Genomic DNA, 16934 nt, shown 5'->3' with positions numbered 1-16934 from the left:
TGACGCCCGATGAACTATTGCGTCAACTGCGGCCACGAGCTCGGCGTCGGCCGCTACTGCACCAACTGCGGCCACGCGGTCGGCTCCCCCACCGACCTCGGCGACCTCGGTGACCTCGGCGACCTCGGGCCCGGCGACACCGCGGAGCGTCCGCGAGTGGCACCGCCCGCAGACATCCCGCCGCCGCCGACCTGGACGCCCGCCCCGCCGGCCCGCTACCCGCTCTTCGCGGACGAGGACCCCACGCCGGCAGCCGATGAGAACGTCGTGCCCAACCGCCACCGCCGGCCGCGGCCCTGGGGGATGTGGGCCGCGATCGGCGTCGCACTGGCCCTGGTGGTGATCCTCGGGATCGCGCTGCTGACCAGCGGCGACGACCCGGGGCCTTCGGAGGGGCCCGACGCCGAGTCGACCAGCGAGCCGAGCGGCCCGGGCAGCCCAGGGTCCTCGTCGCAGGCGCCCGACATCCCGAAGGGCAGCGTGACGGCCGACGCCGCCGTGACGGTGCCGGCGACCGCCGCGCCCGGCCGCACCGTGACCGGTGCGCCGGTCGACTACGAGGCCCAGAACATGCTCGACGGCGTGCCGGAGACGGCCTGGCGGATGGCCGGGGACGGCAGCGGGTCGGAGATCGCCATCACGCTCGCCGAGGAGACCCGGCTGCGCTCGGTCGGCCTGATCAACGGTTATGCCAAGCAGGAGGCCGGGCGCGACTGGTACCACGGCAACCGGCGCGTCGAGCAGGTCGAGTGGGTCTTCGACGACGGCACGACCGTGCCTCAGGCGCTGGGCGACACGACCGGCGTCCAGTCGATCGACGTGGACGCCACGACCACCACCATCACGCTCCGCCTGGTGACCGTCTCGGCGCCGGGCACCGGCCCCGACTCGCGGGACTTCACGGCGATCAGCGACCTGCTGCTCGTCGCGGGAGCGTGACCGCCATGCCGCTGCGCCTCCTCGTCGTCGTGACCCTGCTCGGGGTGCTCGCCGCGTGCGGCGACGACGACCCGGCACCCACCGAACCCACGCCCACCGAGCAGGACACCTCCGCGGCGCAGCCGCCGGTGGTGCTCGTGCCGGGCCTCGGCGGCTCACCGACCGACATGGCGCTGATCGCCAACGCCCTGGAGGACGACGGCCGGACGACCGTGACCGTGGACAACCAGGGCGGCACCGCCGACCTCCGCGAGCAGGCAGCGCTCGTCGACGAGGCCGTCCGGGGCACCGGTGCCGAGGAGGTCGACGTCGTGGGGTTCTCCGCCGGCGGCATCGTCGCCCGGCTGTGGGCGACGGGCGACGGCGCCGACGCCGTACGCCGTCTCGTGACGATCGGCGCGCCCCACCACGGCACCACGCTGGAGGCCCTCGAGGTGAGCGACCCGGCCGACTGCACGGACGCGTGCGCCCAACTGCTCGCGGGCAGCGACCTGCTGGAGGAGCTCGACGCCACGGGCGTCCCGGCGGACGCGGACTGGGTCAGCATCTGGAGCGACTCGGACGGGGTGGTCGACCCGGCCGAGTCGGCACGGCTCGACGGCGCGCTCGACGTGAACGTGCAGGCCGTCTGCGGCGACCTGGAGCTGCGGCACCTCGACCTGCTCGGTCACCCGGTGCCGGACCTGGTCGCCGCCGTGCTCGACGGCGAGGAGGCCGTCGTGCCGGACGCGTCAGCCTGCGACGCGGGCTAGCACCGCCGCCGCCCGCTCGGCGTCGGCGTCGCTGACGTCGAGATGGGTCACCAGGCGCACGGCGGTCGGGCCGACGGTGGCGACCAGCACACCCTCCGCGCGGGCGGCCGCGACGAAGTCGGCGGCGTCGGAGCGCTGCACGACCACGATGTTGGTGTCGACGGTCGCCGGGTCGACGCCGCACGCCTCGGCCAGCAGCCGGGCGTGCGCGTGGTCGTCGGCCAGCCGCTCGACGTGGTGGTCCAGCGCGTGCAGCCCGGCTGCGGCGAGGATGCCGACCTGCCGCATCCCGCCGCCCATCCGCTTGCGCCAGATGCGGGCCTCGGCGATCGCGTCCCGGCTGCCGACCATCAGCGAACCGACGGGGGCACCCAGGCCCTTGGACAGGCAGACCGCCAAGACGTCCGCGACCGCGCCGTACTCCGCGAGCGGCGTGCCCGTGGCGACGTGCGCGTTCCAGATCCGTGCGCCGTCCATGTGCACGCGCGCGCCGGCGCCGGTGGCGAACTCGCGCAGGTCGCGCAGGTCCTGGAGCGGGAGCACCGCTCCCCCGGCGAAGTTGTGGGTGTTCTCGACCGAGATCGCCGCGGTCGGCACGAAGAAGGGGCCCATGTCGGGCGCGAACAGCGTCTGGATCGTCGGCAGGTCCACCTGCCCGCGCCGGTGGATCCAGGTGCGCATGGTGAGGCCGGTGTAGGCGCCGTGCGCGCCGAGCTCGGCGCGGGCGATGTGCGCGCTGGCCTCGCAGAGCACCTCCTGGCCGGCCTGCACCAGGCTGCGCACCGCCAGCACGTTGGCCATCGACCCGGTCGGGGTGAACAGGGCAGCCTCGTGCCCGAACAGCCCAGCCACCCGCTCCTCGAGCCGGGCGACGGTCGGGTCCTCGCCGTACACGTCGTCCCCGACCTCGGCCCGCGCCATCGCGGCCCGCATCTTGTCGGTCGGCGTGGTGAGGGTGTCGGAGCGCAGGTCGATCACGGCGTCATCCTGTCAGGGTGGCGGCGTCGGCGTTTCATCAAGGGATGCAGGCGGAGCGGCGCTTCCCCGGGCGAGTTCGCCCACGGAGGCGCAGCTTCGACCTCATCCCTTGATGAAACAGCGACCGGCCGCAGCTCACGCGTTGCGCAACATCTCCGCGACGAGGAACGCCAGCTCGAGCGACTGCACGCGGTTGAGGCGCGGGTCGACGACGGACTCGTAGCGGTGCGCGAGCCCGGCCTCGTCGATCTCCTCGCCGCCGCCGATGCACTCGGTGACGTCGTCGCCGGTCATCTCGACCAGCACGCCGCCGGGCCAGGTGCCCAGCGCGCGGTGCACGTCGAAGAAGCCCTGCACCTCGTCGATGACGTCGTCGAAGCGGCGGGTCTTGTAGCCGGTGCTCGACTCGAAGGTGTTGCCGTGCATCGGGTCGCAGACCCAGGCGACCTGCACGCCGGCGGCGGTGACCTTCTCGACCAGGTTCGGCAGCCCGTCGCGGATCTTGCCGGCGCCGAAGCGGGTGATGAAGGTCAGCCGGCCCGGCTCGTTGTCGGGGTTGAGCCGCTCGGCGAGCGCGAGCGCGTCGTCGGCGGTCGCGGAGGGGCCGAGCTTGCAGCCGATCGGGTTCTGGATGTGGCGGAAGTACTCGACGTGCGCGCCGTCGAGCTGCCGGGTCCGCTCACCGATCCAGACGAAGTGGCCGGAGACGTTGTAGGGCAGCTCGGTGCGCGAGTCGATGCGGGTCATCGCGTGCTCGTACTCGAGCAGCAGCGCCTCGTGGCTGGAGTGGAAGTCGACCCGCTTGAGCTCCTCGGGGTCGGCGCCGATCGCCTTCATGAAGGAGAGGGCCTTGTCGATCTCGCCCGCGAGCGTCTCGTAGCGCTGGCCGGCGGCCGAGGTGCGCACGAAGTCGGTGTTCCAGGTGTGCACCTGCCGGAGGTCGGCGTAGCCACCGGTGACGAAGGCGCGCACCAGGTTGAGCGTCGCCGCCGACGCGTTGTAGACGTCGAGCAGCCGCGTCGGGTTGGGGATGCGCGACTCCGGGGTGAAGTCGAAGCCGTTGACGGCGTCGCCGCGGTAGGCCGGGAGCGTGACGCCGCCGCGCGTCTCCATGTCCGAGGAGCGGGGCTTCGCGTACTGGCCGGCCAGCCGCCCTAGCTTCACGACCGGCACGGAGCCGGCGTACGTGAGGATCACCGCCATCTGGAGCAGCACCCGCAGCTTGTTGCGGACGTTGTCGGCCGTGACCTCGGCGAAGGTCTCGGCGCAGTCCCCACCTTGCAGCAGGAACGCCTCGCCCCGCGCGACCGCGGCCATCTTGGCCTTGAGGTCGTCGCACTCACCCGCGAAGACCAGCGGCGGCATGGTGCGCAGCCGCGCGACGTTGGCGTCGACGGCGGCCTGGTCGGGGTAGGTCGGCTGCTGGGCGGCCCCCAGGGCGTGCAGGGTCGCGAGGTCCGGAACGGTGCTGCTCACCCGTCAAGCGTACGGCGGTCGACGCCGGGCGCCGGATTCGGCGGCCGACGGCGAGACGTCGCCTACTCCTCCAGGTGCTCGATGTCGCGGAAGCCGGTCTTCTGCGCGCGCACCGCCCGGTTGGTGAACCAGGTGCACGCCCAGAGCACGATGCCGAGCAGCAGCAGGCCGCCGGCGACCTCGTACTGCACCCAGTCCTCCCGGTCGCGGGCCCACGGACCGGCCAGGTAGGCGCAGGCCGCGGCGCCGGCGAAGGGCACCCACCCGGGCGCCCGGAACCGACCTTCGACGGGATCGCGGCGCAGCACGATGCAGGCGATGTTGACGACCGTGAAGACGCAGAGCAGCAGCAGCGCGGTGGTGCCGGACAGCGCCGAGATGACCGAGGTGTCCGCGAGGAACGTCACCACGACGATCAGGCCCAGCGCGAGCACCGTCGAGAACGCGATCCCGGCGTACGGCGTGCGCCGGCCGGGCAGCACCTTGCCAAGCGTGCGCGGCAGCACGTCCTGGTGGGCGAGGCCGTAGAGCAGCCGGCTGGCCATCAGCATGTTGAGCAACGCGGTGTTGGCGACCGCGACGACCGTCAGGAACGGGAAGATCTTGTCGATCGGCAGGCCCGGGGCGCCCTTCTCGACCACCGCGAGCAGGACCTTGCCCTCGTCGGAGACCACCGCCTCGATCTGGCCCTCGGGGATGACCGCGATCACCGAGATCGCGACCAGCACGTAGAAGATGACCGCGATGCCGAGCCCGGTGAGCATGACCCGCGGGAAGATCCGCTCGGGCTCGTGGGTCTCCTCGACCATGTTGACGGAGTCCTCGAAGCCGACCATCGCGAAGAACGCGATCGCGGTCGCGACGGTGACCGCGAGGAAGAGCCCGCGGTCGGACTCGGTGTGGAAGACCACGATCCGGCCCATGTCGGCGTCGCCCTTGACCATGACCCAGAAGCCGATCGCGATCACGATGACCAGCGCGGTCATCTCGATCAGCGTCAGCACGACGTTGAACTTCACGCTCTCCCCGACGCCGCGCAGGTTGACCCCGGCGAGAAACACCATGAAGAGCATCGCCACCACGGTGATCGCGGTGTCACCCTGGGGCACGTCCCAGCCCAGCCCGTCGAACCCGGCGAGCAGGTTGGTGGCGAGCAGGTTCGACGACGTCGACGCGCTGGTGATGCCCGAGCAGATCACCGCGAAGGCGACGAGGAACGTGACGAAGTGGATCCCGAACGCCTTGTGCGTGTAGAGCGCGGCGCCGGCGGCCTGCGGGTACTTCGTGACGAGCTCGAGGTAGGAGAACGCCGTGAGCGTGGCGACCACGAACGCCACGATGAACGGGAGCCACACCAGCCCCCCGACCTCCAGGGCCATCTCGCCGGTGACGGCGTAGATGCCGGCGCCGAGGATGTCGCCGACGATGAACAGCAGCAGCAGCCGGGGACCGAGGACGCGCTTGAGGTCAGGCGTCGGTCCGTTGACGTCCACGTCGTCGGAGCTCTGAGTGGTCATGGTCGCCACTCTCCCCCCTTGGCGGGGCGTCTAATCAGGCGCGGCGCCGCTCGCGACGCCGAGCCGGTCGAGCAGGAAGAGCGCCGCCGCCGCGAAGTCGTTGCCGGCCGTGCCCTCGGCGACCGCGGCCCAGTCGACCTGCTCGCGCACCGCCCGGGCCGCGGGCACGATCGAGCCGAGGTCGCAGGCGTGCTCCTCGAGCGCGTTGAGCTTGTCGACCAGCAGCTCGGTGGCCGACAGCACCGGCATCCGCACCGACTCCACCTCGATCTGGTCGACGTCGTGGAGCCGCTCGCGCGTGACGGGGTCGCCGCCCGCCCGGAAGAGGATGTCGACCATCGCGCCGTCGACGTACACCTTGAACAGCCAGTCCTCCGGGGGCTGGACCACCTCGAGGCCCTGGTCGGCGAGCAGCTCGGCCGTCCGCGCCGCGTCCTCCTCGGCGACCATGAAGTCGACGTCGTGGACGGGCTCCGGCGCCCCGCGGGCCCAGAGCGCGTAGCCGCCGGTCAGCGCGAACGGCGCGTCGCCGTCCTTGAGCGCGACGGCGACGAGCTTGAGCGCCTCCCGCAGGCCGCCCTGCACGTTCTCCACGCGTGATGGGTAACCGCGTGTACGCCGCCGCATGCTCGGGGTACCGCCCCCTCGATGCGCCTTGCGACGTTCAACATCCTGCACGGAAGCCGCCACCACGGCGACGAGCACGTCGACCCGCGGCTGCTCGCCGACGCCGTCCGCGAGCTCGACGCCGACGTCCTCGCGCTCCAGGAGGTGGACCGGAACCAGTCGCGGTCGGCGCACGCCGACCTGACCGCCGTGGCCGCCGAGGCGATGGGCGCCGTCGACCATCGCTTCGTCGCTGCGCTGGCGGGCAGCCCGGGCGCCACCTGGACGGCCGCCACCGGTGCCGAGCACCCCGAGAGCGCCGGGTACGGCGTCGCGCTGCTGAGCCGCCACCCGGTCGCGGCCTGGGAGGTCGTCCGGCTGCCGGGCGCCCCGGTGCCGGCGCCGTGGGTCTTCCACGGTCAACGGCTCCCCCGTCTGGTGCGGGACGAGCCCCGGGTCGCGGTCGCGGCCCAGGTCGAGCTGCCGGCCGGCGGGTGCGTCACGGTCGCCACCACCCACCTGTCCTTCCTGACCTACTGGAACCGGCGCCAGCTGGCGCAGCTGCGCACGGCGCTGGCCGATGCGCGTCGGCCGCTGCTGCTCACCGGGGACCTCAACATGGGGTCGGGCCCGGCGACGCGGGTCAGCAGGTTGCGCTCGCTGGCCGCGCGGCCGACGTTCCCGGCCCACCGTCCCGCCGTCCAGATCGACCACGTCCTCGCCGACGGGCGGGTGCGCGCGGTGCGCGCGGAGGCGTGCCGGCTGGCGATCTCCGACCACCTGGCGCTGGTCGTGGACCTCGAGCTCGGCTGACCGCTCAGCGCACCTCGCAGTCGACCGGGTCCGAGCAGGCCCGGAGCCGGTGGTGCTCGATCACCCGGCCGTCCGCGTCGTAGGCCACGACCGCGGCCGGCTCGCCGACCGTGGTCCCCCACATCATCGACGCACCCCGGACGATCGTGCCCGGTGCGACATGACCCGCCACGACGGTGCCGTCGGCCTGGACCAGGTCGACCCGCGCGACGTCGGTGCCGGGCAGCCCCGCCAGCACGAGCTCCCCCGGCGCCCCGGTGGAGTAGTCCTTGCTCAGGAAGACCTCCATGTCGGACCCGGGCGTGAGGAAGTCGTCGGTGCCCATCCCCCACTCGTAGCCCCACCCGTGGTCGGTCCGCGTCAGCAGCGCCGGGCCGCACGAGTCCTGGCTGCCGACGCAGCCGAGGTACGCCGCGCCGCTGTCGACGAGGATGCCCATGTCCGTCGAGCCGACGGGGTAGCTGCCGTCGGGATCGGCGAGCTCGGTCTGCTCGACGTGCGCGACGCCCCGGTGGAGCCACGAGGGGAAGCCCCGGGGCCGGAAGCTGGTGACGCCGGCGTAGTAGTGGGCGCCGGTGTCGACCGGCGCGCCGACGACCTCGGCCTCGTCGACCCAGTCACGGACGGCGTCGTCGGGCGGGGTGATCACCACCTGCCAGTCGGAGACCTGCTGGGCGCCGGGGATGACGGCCAGGGTGCGCTCGGCGAGCGGCGAGAGCCGGTCGTGGGGCGGTCCGGCCGGCTGCGGGTCGGACGCGCGACCGGGGCCGCCGCCGAGCACGGCGCTCAGGACGAGGCCGGTGGCGACGGTGGCGGCGAGCACCCCGACCGCGATGCCGGCGACGTTGAGGTGCCGGCGCCGCAGGCCGGCCGCCCGGATCGCGACGAGGGCGGCGTGGTCGAGGGGCTCCCCCTCGTCGTGCTGCAGCTCCCGCTCGAGCTGCTCGATCGTGCGTGTGCTCATCGAAGTCCCTCCCTCACGAAGGTCGTCTCGTCCTCTGCCGCGGTGACCCGGAGCTTCCCCAGCGCCCGGGACAGCGCGCTCTTCACCGTGCCGGGCGCGATGCCGAGCTCGCGCGCCACCTGCGCCTCGGACAGGTCGAAGTAGTGCCGCAGCACCACCACGCGCCGTTCGCGGTCGGTCAGCCGGCCCAGCAGCCGCACGATCGCGTCGCGGTCGGACGCCAGCTCCTCGCTGCCCACGTCGGCCACCGGCTCCCGCGCGAGCCGTGACTCGGCCGCGGCACCCCCGACCTCGGTGGCGCGCCGGCGCCGCAGCCGGTCGATGTTGGCGTTGACCATGACCTTGCGGGCATAGGCGAGCGCGTCGGCGCGACGGACCCGCTGCCAGCTCGCGTAGGTCCGGGCCAGCGCGGTCTGCGCGAGGTCCTCGGCCAGGTGGTGGTCACCGGTGAGCAGGTACGCCGACCGCCGTAGCCGTGGCCACGCGGCGATCGCGAACTCGTCGAACTCCTGCTCGGCCGTCACGGGCCCTCCTCGCACCAGGGTGGTCTCACCGTCTAGTACGCAGCCCCCGGCGGGCCGGTTCCGTCAGCCGAAGAAGACCTGCGCCTCGGCGTACTCCTCCGGGCTGACCAGCTTGAGCTCGCCGGTGCCCTCGGCGAGCGGCACCCGGTCGATGCGGGTGCCGCGCAGCGCCATCATCGTGCCGAAGTCGCCCTCGGCGACCGCGTCGATGGCCTGCAGGCCGAAGCGGGTCGCCAGCCAGCGGTCGAACGCCGTGGGCGTGCCGCCGCGCTGGATGTGGCCGAGCACGACGGCGCGCGCCTCCTTGCCGGTGCGGGCCTCGATCTCCTTGGCCAGCCGGTCGCCGATGCCGCCGAGCCGGACGTGCCCGAACTCGTCGACGTCCCCGGAGACCAGCGTCATGTCGCCGCCCTCACGCGGCACCGCGCCCTCGGAGACGACCAGGATCGGGGCGTAGTGCGACTCGAAGCGGCTCTCGACGAGGGCGCAGACCTCTCCGATGTCGAAGGGCTGCTCGGGGATCAGCACGATGTTGGCGCCGCCCGCGATCCCGGAGTGCAGCGCGATCCAGCCCGCGTGCCGGCCCATGACCTCGACGACGAGCACCCGGTGGTGGGACTCGGCGGTGGTGTGCAGCCGGTCGATCGCCTCGGTCGCGATGTTGACGGCGGTGTCGAAGCCGAACGTGAAGTCGGTGCCCGAGAGGTCGTTGTCGATGGTCTTCGGGACGCCGACGACGTCGACGCCGAGGTCGGCGAGCTTGGTGGCCACGCCGAGCGTGTCCTCACCACCGATCGCGACCAGCGCGTCGACGCCGTCCTTGGCGAGGTTGTCCTTGATCCGCCCCACGCCGTTGTCGAGCTTGAAGGGGTTGGTCCGCGAGGAGCCCAGGATCGTGCCGCCGCGCGGCAGGATGCCGCGGCACTGCTCGATCCCGAGCTCCATCGTCACGCCCTCGAGCGGGCCGCGCCAGCCGTCGCGGTAGCCGACGAACTCGAACCCGTGCGTCTTGACGCCCTTGCGGACGACCGCGCGGATGACGGCGTTGAGGCCGGGGCAGTCCCCACCTCCGGTGAGTACTCCGACGCGCATGGCTGCTCCTCGATCGAGTCGTGGTCGGTCCCAGCCCGACAGACTCTAGTGGGGAGCGGCCCGCCAGGTCAGTGCGCCGACGGCACCAGGGCGCCCTCGGGCTGACCGATGTCCTGCAGCAGCTCGCGGAACCACGGGACGGTCGGGTCGAACGCCTTGCCGCCCTTGATCCGGGGGAACTCGCAGACCCTCAGCACGTCGCCGGCCTCCTCGTCGTGACCGACGACGCCGCTCTCGCCGCGCAGCGCGGCCTCGGCCGCGAGGTCGGCGCAGGCGCGGATCAGCGCCAGGTCCTCGTCGTTCGCGGCCGCGGAGCGCGAGAAGTAGCCGCTCTTCTGCACCATGGTCTTCTCGGCGCCCACCATGCCGGCGAACTGCTTGGCGAACCACGAGCCCGGGTTGATGGTGTCGAGCTTGACGTGGCCGAAGGCGTCGCGCTTGGGCTCCTCGCCCCGGGCGAGCATCTCCTCGACGATCGTGGAGACGCCGGCGCCCTCGGAGAGGAACACGTTGACGCAGCCGGTCTCGTCCATGATCGCCCGGAGCCGCTCGGCCTCGGACGCGATGTCGAAGCTGAGCTCGGGCACGTAGACGCCGTGGACGTCCCACGAGCGCTCGTTGTTGTCGCCGAATCCCGAGAACTCCCGGGTGGCCAGCCACTCGCGGTACTTCGCCGCGGTGGCGGCGGTCAGCCAGCCGCAGTGGCGGCCCATGACCTCGTGGACGATCAGCATCCGCGGGTTGGACGAGTGCTCGGCGACGATGTTGCGGGCGAACAGCGCACCCTGCTCGGCGGCGGTCGCGGCGCCCAGCGACTGCCGGATCGGCACCACGTCGTTGTCGATCGTCTTGGGCAGGCCGACGACGGTCAGCTCGTAGCCGTTGTCGTGCAGGTACGCCGCGAGGTCGGCAGCCGTGGTGTTCGTGTCGTCGCCACCGATGGTGTGCAGCACGTCCACGCCGTCCTTGGTGAGCTGCTCGGCGGCGACGTGCAGCGGATCCTGGCCCTCGGCGACCAGGCCGCGCTTGACGCAGTCCTTGACGTTGGTGAGCTTCACGCGGCTGTTGCCGATCGGGCTGCCGCCGAACCCGTGGAGCAGGTGTGCCCGCTCGCGGTCCTCCGGCGTGACCGTCAGGTGGTCGCCGCCGAGGAGGCCGGCGTACCCGTCGCGGTAGGTGATGATCTCGATCCCCGGGTCGAGCTCGGTGTAGCGCTCGATCAGGGCGCCGACCGCCGAGGACAGGCAGGGGGCCAGGCCACCGGCGGTGAGGAGGGCAACGCGACGGACGGTCATGGGTTCTCTTCGGGTGGGCGGTTCCGCACTTCGGGCGCGAAACGATCGGTCTTAGGTCCCTACAAGACTAAAGCCTCGACCGCCCCTGGGCCAGAGGCCGAAGGTCCCGCCCCGCCTCAGACCGCGACCTCCTCCTCGGCGGCCTCGTTGGTCACCGGCGCCGCGGCCTCCGGGAGCGCCCGGCCCAGGTGGACGGCGAGCAGCGCACCGGTGAGGCTGACCGCGGTGAGCGCGAGCCAGATCGGCGACTCCCCGCGGTCCAGCAGCCACGCGAAGGCGACCGGCGTGACCGCACTAGAGATCGTCCAGGCGAGCTGGATGAGCGAGAGGTAGCGCCCGCGCAGGTGGTCGGGCGCGGCCTCGGCCCCGAGCGCGCCGAGCACCGGCCCCCCGAGCAGCTCACCGCCGGTGTAGACGACCGAGCCGACCAGCACCACCACCGTCGCGGCGACCACCGACAGCTCGCTCGCCCCGAGCATGACGAGGAACGAGGCGGCGAACACCAGGTTCGTCAGCACCAGCACCCGCCAACGCCGGCTCCCCGTCATGCCGCGCACGACCAGCCCCTGGCCGAACCCGACCATGACGGTGTTGATCGTGAAGACCGCGCCCGTGACCCAGCCCGGCAGGCCCAGCACGGCGACGGCGTACACCGGCATGGCGAAGTTGAGGACCATCATCGCGGTCGAGTAGGCGAGCTGGACCAGCCAGAGCACGCGGTAGGGCCGGTCGCTCAGGACGGTGCGCCAGGCGCCCTCCGGCGACCGGTGCCCGGTCGCGGGGGTCGACGGCACCGCGAGCAGCAGCACGAACGCGACGACGTACGAGAGCGCGTTGACGAGGACGACGGAGAGGTACGCCGCGTGCGTGCCGACGGTGATGGCCACGCCGGAGAGCAGCCCGCCGATCGCGAAGCCGACGTTGCGCAGCGCGCCCAGGAAGCCGAACCACTTCTCGCGCTCCCCCGGCCGCGAGATGACCGCGACGATGTTGCCGTAGGAGCCCCAGAACGCCGTGCGCCCGACGGAGACCACGACCGTCCACAGGATCAGCCCGACGAACGACTCGGTGACCAGGTAGGCGAGGAAGCCCACGGCCTGCAGGGCGTTGCCGGCGAGCAGCACCTGCTTGGCGCCGAGCCGGTCGACCAGGCCGCCGAGCAGCGGACCCGCGGGGATCGAGGCTGCCGAGGCGATCGAGATCGCCGCACCGATCTGCACCAGGCTCAGGTCGGTGGTGACGAGGAAGTAGAGCATCGACACCGGCATGAAGACCCCGCTGCCGACCGCGTCGATGGCGATCGCCGTGACGAAGCGCCGGTGGTGGCCGAGGGACGGGAAGCCGAGCTTGGCGGCGAGGCGATCGAGCACCGGCACATCCTCCGGGCACGACCGTGGTCGGAGGCAAATTGTTATCGGCCGAAGTCGATACTGTCGGGCCATGACGTTCTCGATCGTGGCCCGTTCCGCTGACGGCGAGTCGTGGGGCGTCGCCGTCGCCTCCAAGTTCCTGGCCGTCGGCGCGGCGGTCCCTGCCGCCGTCGCCGGCGTCGGCGCCATCGCGACCCAGGCCGACGCCAACGTCGCCTACAAGGGGCAGGCGCTCGCCCATCTGGACGACGGCGCTACCGCCTCGGTGGCGCTGCAGCGACTGCTCGAGGACGACGAGGGCCGCGAGCACCGCCAGGTCGGCATCGTCGACGTCGACGGCGGCGCGGCCAGCCACACGGGGTCCGCCTGCCTCGACTGGGCCGGCGGTGTCACCGGCGACGGCTACGCCATCCAGGGCAACATCCTGGCCGGCTCCGAGGTCGTCGAGGCGATGGAGGCGGCGTGGCTGGACTCCTCGCCGGAGGCGCCGCTCGGCGCGCGCCTCCTCGAGGCGCTCATCGCCGGGGACGCCGCCGGCGGCGACTCGCGCGGGCGGCAGTCGGCGGCGCTGCTCGTGGTGCGCGAGGAGGCGGGGTACGGCGGCCTCGACGACATCGCGGTCGACCTCCGGGTCGACGACCACCCGGAACCGATCACCGAGCTCGCCCGGCTGCTCGCGCTCAACGACCTCTACCTGACCGCCTCCACCGAGGAGGAGAAGGTGCCGGTCACCCCCGACCTGGCGGAGGAGCTCGAGGAGCTGGCGCGGGCCGCCGGCGCCCGCGACTTCCTGGCCTGGGTCGGCACCGAGAACTACGAGATGCGGGTCGCTCCCGACGGCTCCTGGATCGACGTGCGCATCCTCGAGATCATCCGCGACACCGAGGCCGACCGGTGAGCTCCGACGCGGTGCTGGCGATCGATGCCGGCACCACCGGCGTCACCGCGCTCGTCGTCGAGCAGGACGGACGGATCGCGGCACGCGGCTACCAGGAGTTCGCCCAGCACTTCCCCCGGCCCGGCTGGGTCGAGCACACGCCGGAGGAGATCTGGCAGGCGACGCTGGAGGCGACCCGCGACGCGCTCAAGGGGTACGACGCCGACCGGCTGCGTGCGGTCGGCATCACCAACCAGCGCGAGACCGTGCTGCTGTGGGACCGCGAGACCCTCGGCTCGCCCCGGCGGGCCATCGTGTGGCAGGACCGCCGTACCGCCGACCTGTGCGCGCGGCTGCGCGACGACGGCCACGAGGATCGGGTCGCGGAGCTGACCGGGCTGCGACTCGACCCCTACTTCTCGGGCACCAAGCTGATGTGGCTGCGCGAGAACGAGCCGCACACGTGGGCGCTGGTCGAGTCGGGCCGCTACGCGATCGGCACCGTCGACTCCTACCTGGTCGCGCGGATGACCCGCGGTACGTACCACGTCACCGACGTCTCGAACGCGTGCCGCACGCTGCTCTTCGACCTCGAGGCGGGCGACTGGTCCGACGAGCTGTGCGAGCTCTTCGGCGTGCCGCGCGACGCGCTCCCCGAGCTGGTGCCGAGCTGGGGCGAGATCGCAACGACCGACCCGAAGTCCTTCCTCGGGCTGTCGCTGCCGGTGTCCGGCATCGCCGGCGACCAGCAGTCGGCGCTCTTCGGGCAGACCTGCTTCGACGAGGGCGACTCCAAGTGCACCTACGGCACGGGCTCCTTCATCCTCACCAACACCGGCTCGACGGTGCAGCGCTCCGACGCGCTGCTCGCCTCGGCCGCGTGGCGCTCCCCCGACGGCGAGATGACCTACTGCTCCGAGGGCTCGATCTTCGTGACCGGCGCCGCGGTCCAGTGGCTGCGCGACGGGATCCAGATCGTCGGGTCCGCTGCCGAGAGCGAGGCGATCGCGGCCACCGTGCAAGACAGCGGCGGCGTGGTGTTCGTGCCCGCCCTGACCGGCCTCGGCGCCCCGCACTGGGACCCCGACGCCCGGGGCCTGCTCGTCGGCATCACGCGCGGGACCACCCGCGCGCACGTCGTACGCGCGACGCTCGAGGCGATCACCCACGAGGTGCGCGACGTCCTCGACGTGATGCCGCAGCTCTCCGCGCTGCGGGTCGACGGGGGTGCCGCCGCCAACGACCTGCTCTGCCAGCTCCAGGCCGACCTGGTCGGCGTGCCGGTCGAGCGGCCGACCGCGGTCGAGACGACCGGCCTCGGTGCCGCGTTCCTCGCGGGCCTGGCGGTCGGCGTGTGGGCCTCCACCGACGACCTCCGCGCCACCTGGACCCTCGACCGCCGCTTCGAGCCGGCCACCGACCGCGACTCGGCCGACGCCGCCCACGCCCGCTGGACCCGCGCCGTCGAGCTCGCCAAGGGCTGGGAGGGCTGACCCGCTGCGATAGCCAGCGACGTTCTGGTCGTTCCTGGCCTCCGGGAACAGCCACAACGTCTGTGGCTATCGCTTCACACGGGCCAGGTCGGCAGCGGCAGCGTCGCGGGCCCGGGTGGCGGCGGTGAGCTCGGCCTCGGCCTCCGCGCGGGCGTCCTCGGCCTCGGACAGCTCGTCGTCGGTCTCCTCGGCCGCGGTCTCGAGCTCGTCGATCTTCGCGCGCAGCTCGGCGATCTCGGCCTGCAGCTGGAGGCCGCGGGCCTCGAGCCGGGCCACGGCGTCCGCGGCCCCCTCGTGCGCCTCCGACGCCTCGGTGAGCGCCTCCTCGGCGGCCGCGAGCGCCGACTCCGCGGCCGCGACGGCCTTCGCGTCCGCCTCCGGGTCGGGTACGACGTGCAGCTCCGGGCGGGCGGGGGCGGCGGTCTCCACGGGGCTGGCGGCGAAGCCCAGCGCCTCGGGCGCGGCGACCGCTGCGGCGACGTCGGCCGCGTCGACCCCGGTGGCCGCGAGCGCGGAGACGAGGAGCCCGCTGCGCAGCGCCTGCGCGCAGCGCTCGTCGACCATCGCGGCGGTGAGGGTCGCCTCGACCTGCTCGGCGACCGACTCGGTGACCCGGGTGCCGGCCTCCCGAGCGATCCGCCGGGCGCCGGTCGTCACCGCGGAGGTGAGCTGGCGGCGCTGCTTGGTCAACGCCCGGAGCTCGTCGCCCGACATCGACGCTTGCGCCTCGCGCAGCGCGGCACCGACGGCGAGCACCTGGTCGACCTGCTCGGTGTCGTGGCGGACGAGCAGGTTCGCCACCCACGCCGCCACCGACGGCTTCTTCAGCGCCTTGACCTGGGCCGCGAGCGGCGTGCCCTTGAGCTCCTTGGCCTTCGCGTCGCGGGCCGGGGTGAACTCCGCGAGCGGCAGCCCGTAGAGCTCCTCGGCGATCTCCAGCAGCTCGCTCACGGCCGCACCCACCGGCCCCGCCGCGAGATCAGCGGCTCGTCGTCCGCACCCACCTCGATCGACTCGACGACGCAGGTCAGCAGCGAGGACCAGCCGGCGGTCGAGGTCGACTCGACGCGCACCCCGGCCCACGTCGCGGCGGAGGACAGCCGCGGCCCCCACTCCGTGTCCTCGAAGGTGCCCAGCCGCCACGGACCGCCCGGCGCCGGTGCGGTGCCGGCGAACGCCTCGGCCAGGTCGCGGTCGCCCCACGAGAGCAGCTGCACGACCGCCGTCCCCGACGACGCCACGGCGTCGGCGAGGTCGCTGTCGGGATCGACGAGCAGGAGCACCCGCGCGGGCGAGCCGTTGGCGACCATCAACGACGAGACCGTCAGCCCCGCGCGGTCGGCCGCCGCCCCGGTCGTGACCAGCGAGACCGGGCCGCCCAGTCGCCCGCGGAAGCGGCGGACCGGGTCCGGCTCGGGATCCGCGAAGGGGTGCGTGTCGTGGATGGTCACGAGGCGAGCTTGGACTCGCCCTCGCCGCGCTCGGCGTCCGACTCCTTCTTCGAGAGCTCCTTGGCGCGGGTGGCGTACATGTCGACGTACTCCTGCCCGGAGAGCCGCATGATCTCGTACATGATCTCGTCGGTGATCGAGCGCAGGATGTAGCGGTCGTTCTCCATGCCCTCGTAGCGCGAGAAGTCGAGCGGCGCACCGAAGCGCACCATCGGGCGCGTGAACCGGCCGAAGGTCTTGCCGGGAGGCGCCACCACGTCGGTGCCGACGACGGCGACGGGGATCACCGGCACCTTGGACTCGAGCGCGAGCCGCGCCACGCCGACCTTGCCGCGGTAGAGGCGGCCGTCGTGGGAGCGGGTGCCCTCGGGGTAGATGCCGAACAGCTCGCCCTCGGCCAGCAGCCGCTTCGCGGAGATGATCGCGCCCTCGGACGCGTTGCCGCCCGCGCGGTCGATCGGCACCTGCCCGGAGCCGGCGAAGAACGTCTTCTGCAGCCAGCCCTTGAGGCCCTTGCCGGTGAAGTACTCCGCCTTCGCCACGAACGTCACGCGCCGCGGCAGCGTGAGCGGCATGAAGAGCCAGTCGGCGTACGAGAGGTGGTTGCTGGCCAGGATCGCGGGACCCTCGAGCGGGACGTTCTCGGCACCCGAGACCCGCGGCCGGAAGACCAGGCGCAGCCAGGGCCCCAGCGCGATCCACTTCAGGAACCAGTAGAACACCGAAACCTCCGCGCCAGCCCAACACTCCGTCGGGCGAAGCCTAGACCGTACCCCGGGAGTTCCCC

At 72.8% G+C, this 16934-nt stretch carries 17 protein-coding genes; 5 read left to right on the top strand and 12 right to left on the bottom strand.

The genetic code is table 11. The features are described from left to right. Window positions 1–9: 9 nt before the first annotated feature. Together HZF07_RS01095 and HZF07_RS01090 are read left to right on the top strand one after the other, a co-directional pair. Entirely contained in the window at window positions 10–939 is a 930-nt protein-coding gene (locus tag HZF07_RS01095; protein WP_157346331.1) for an NADase-type glycan-binding domain-containing protein, read from the top strand. A 5-nt stretch (window positions 940–944) separates the two neighbouring features. Beyond that, window positions 945–1691: an alpha/beta fold hydrolase gene (locus HZF07_RS01090; protein WP_157346329.1), complete on the top strand. Its 747-nt coding sequence runs from the start codon at window positions 945–947 to the stop codon at window positions 1689–1691. Here the strand turns inward: HZF07_RS01090 and HZF07_RS01085 are convergent. The 4 genes from HZF07_RS01085 to HZF07_RS01070 form a co-directional block, all read right to left on the bottom strand. Next, entirely contained in the window at window positions 1671–2669 is a 999-nt protein-coding gene (locus HZF07_RS01085; RefSeq protein WP_181644610.1) for a threonine aldolase family protein, read from the bottom strand. The two genes, HZF07_RS01090 and HZF07_RS01085, sit on opposite strands and share 21 nt — an antisense overlap. Before the next feature lie 135 nt (window positions 2670–2804). Then, the gene (locus tag HZF07_RS01080) at window positions 2805–4145 is read right to left on the bottom strand and encodes a class II 3-deoxy-7-phosphoheptulonate synthase (RefSeq protein WP_181644609.1); all 1341 of its coding nucleotides are present in this window, start codon (window positions 4143–4145) and stop codon (window positions 2805–2807) included. A 62-nt stretch (window positions 4146–4207) separates the two neighbouring features. After that, complete coding sequence (locus tag HZF07_RS01075) at window positions 4208–5662, bottom strand: APC family permease (protein ID WP_157346327.1); 1455 nt, start codon at window positions 5660–5662, stop codon at window positions 4208–4210. A gap of 30 nt (window positions 5663–5692) precedes the next feature. Further along, on the bottom strand, window positions 5693–6256 hold the full coding sequence (locus HZF07_RS01070) for a nucleotidyltransferase family protein (protein WP_309504204.1): 564 nt from the start codon (window positions 6254–6256) through the stop codon (window positions 5693–5695). A gap of 54 nt (window positions 6257–6310) precedes the next feature. Here HZF07_RS01070 and HZF07_RS01065 point away from each other — a divergent pair, with 54 nt between their 5' ends. Next, window positions 6311–7081, top strand: coding sequence for an endonuclease/exonuclease/phosphatase family protein (locus tag HZF07_RS01065; protein WP_157346322.1), 771 nt, complete (start codon window positions 6311–6313; stop codon window positions 7079–7081). Between the two features lie 4 nt (window positions 7082–7085). Here the strand turns inward: HZF07_RS01065 and HZF07_RS01060 are convergent, their stop codons facing one another. From HZF07_RS01060 to HZF07_RS01040, 5 genes are all read right to left on the bottom strand, one after another. Beyond that, a complete protein-coding gene (locus HZF07_RS01060; RefSeq protein WP_157346320.1) occupies window positions 7086–8045 on the bottom strand; it encodes a hypothetical protein in 960 nt (319 codons plus the stop codon). After that, window positions 8042–8569, bottom strand: coding sequence for a SigE family RNA polymerase sigma factor (locus HZF07_RS01055; RefSeq protein WP_181644608.1), 528 nt, complete (start codon window positions 8567–8569; stop codon window positions 8042–8044). Before HZF07_RS01055 ends, HZF07_RS01060 begins: the two co-directional genes overlap by 4 nt. 63 nt (window positions 8570–8632) lie before the next feature. After that, a complete protein-coding gene (locus tag HZF07_RS01050; protein WP_157346318.1) occupies window positions 8633–9661 on the bottom strand; it encodes a 6-phosphofructokinase in 1029 nt (342 codons plus the stop codon). Window positions 9662–9729: 68 nt separating this feature from the next. Next, window positions 9730–10956: a pyrophosphate--fructose-6-phosphate 1-phosphotransferase gene (locus HZF07_RS01045; RefSeq protein ID WP_157346316.1), complete on the bottom strand. Its 1227-nt coding sequence runs from the start codon at window positions 10954–10956 to the stop codon at window positions 9730–9732. A gap of 116 nt (window positions 10957–11072) precedes the next feature. Beyond that, on the bottom strand, window positions 11073–12326 hold the full coding sequence (locus HZF07_RS01040) for an MFS transporter (RefSeq protein WP_309504202.1): 1254 nt from the start codon (window positions 12324–12326) through the stop codon (window positions 11073–11075). A 70-nt stretch (window positions 12327–12396) separates the two neighbouring features. Between HZF07_RS01040 and HZF07_RS01035 the strand changes: the two genes are divergently transcribed. Both HZF07_RS01035 and HZF07_RS01030 read left to right on the top strand, forming a co-directional pair. Further along, window positions 12397–13224, top strand: coding sequence for a DUF1028 domain-containing protein (locus HZF07_RS01035; RefSeq protein ID WP_157346312.1), 828 nt, complete (start codon window positions 12397–12399; stop codon window positions 13222–13224). Then, window positions 13221–14696 (top strand): FGGY family carbohydrate kinase, encoded by a 1476-nt coding sequence (locus HZF07_RS01030; RefSeq protein WP_181644607.1) that lies wholly within the window; start codon window positions 13221–13223, stop codon window positions 14694–14696. The genes HZF07_RS01035 and HZF07_RS01030 overlap by 4 nt, the downstream gene beginning before the upstream one ends. Window positions 14697–14762: 66 nt before the next feature. Here HZF07_RS01030 and HZF07_RS01025 read toward each other — a convergent pair whose 3' ends face one another. From HZF07_RS01025 to HZF07_RS01015, 3 genes are read right to left on the bottom strand one after another with little or no spacing between them, the layout of a single operon-like run. Next, window positions 14763–15647, bottom strand: a complete 885-nt coding sequence (locus HZF07_RS01025; RefSeq protein ID WP_181644606.1) for a hypothetical protein — start codon at window positions 15645–15647, stop codon at window positions 14763–14765. After that, the gene (locus HZF07_RS01020) at window positions 15644–16147 is read right to left on the bottom strand and encodes a flavin reductase family protein (protein WP_181644605.1); all 504 of its coding nucleotides are present in this window, start codon (window positions 16145–16147) and stop codon (window positions 15644–15646) included. The genes HZF07_RS01025 and HZF07_RS01020 overlap by 4 nt, the downstream gene beginning before the upstream one ends. After that, the gene (locus HZF07_RS01015) at window positions 16144–16869 is read right to left on the bottom strand and encodes a lysophospholipid acyltransferase family protein (RefSeq protein ID WP_181644604.1); all 726 of its coding nucleotides are present in this window, start codon (window positions 16867–16869) and stop codon (window positions 16144–16146) included. The genes HZF07_RS01020 and HZF07_RS01015 overlap by 4 nt, the downstream gene beginning before the upstream one ends. Window positions 16870–16934 lie beyond the last annotated feature (65 nt).

The sequence above is a fragment of the Nocardioides agri genome (genome assembly GCF_013778305.1).
Lineage (GTDB): Bacteria > Actinomycetota > Actinomycetes > Propionibacteriales > Nocardioidaceae > Nocardioides > Nocardioides agri.
The sequence above is the reverse complement of the archived record's forward strand: the minus strand, read 5'-3'. Positions and strand labels throughout refer to the sequence as shown.

Coding starts and splice junctions, on each gene's coding strand:
- HZF07_RS01095 (WP_157346331.1), top strand. CDS start 10: ATGAACTATTGCGTCAACTGCGGCCACGAGCTCGGCGTCGGCCGCTAC.
- HZF07_RS01090 (WP_157346329.1), top strand. CDS start 945: ATGCCGCTGCGCCTCCTCGTCGTCGTGACCCTGCTCGGGGTGCTCGCC.
- HZF07_RS01075 (WP_157346327.1), bottom strand. CDS start 5,662: ATGACCACTCAGAGCTCCGACGACGTGGACGTCAACGGACCGACGCCT.
- HZF07_RS01065 (WP_157346322.1), top strand. CDS start 6,311: ATGCGCCTTGCGACGTTCAACATCCTGCACGGAAGCCGCCACCACGGC.
- HZF07_RS01060 (WP_157346320.1), bottom strand. CDS start 8,045: ATGAGCACACGCACGATCGAGCAGCTCGAGCGGGAGCTGCAGCACGAC.
- HZF07_RS01050 (WP_157346318.1), bottom strand. CDS start 9,661: ATGCGCGTCGGAGTACTCACCGGAGGTGGGGACTGCCCCGGCCTCAAC.
- HZF07_RS01045 (WP_157346316.1), bottom strand. CDS start 10,956: ATGACCGTCCGTCGCGTTGCCCTCCTCACCGCCGGTGGCCTGGCCCCC.
- HZF07_RS01035 (WP_157346312.1), top strand. CDS start 12,397: ATGACGTTCTCGATCGTGGCCCGTTCCGCTGACGGCGAGTCGTGGGGC.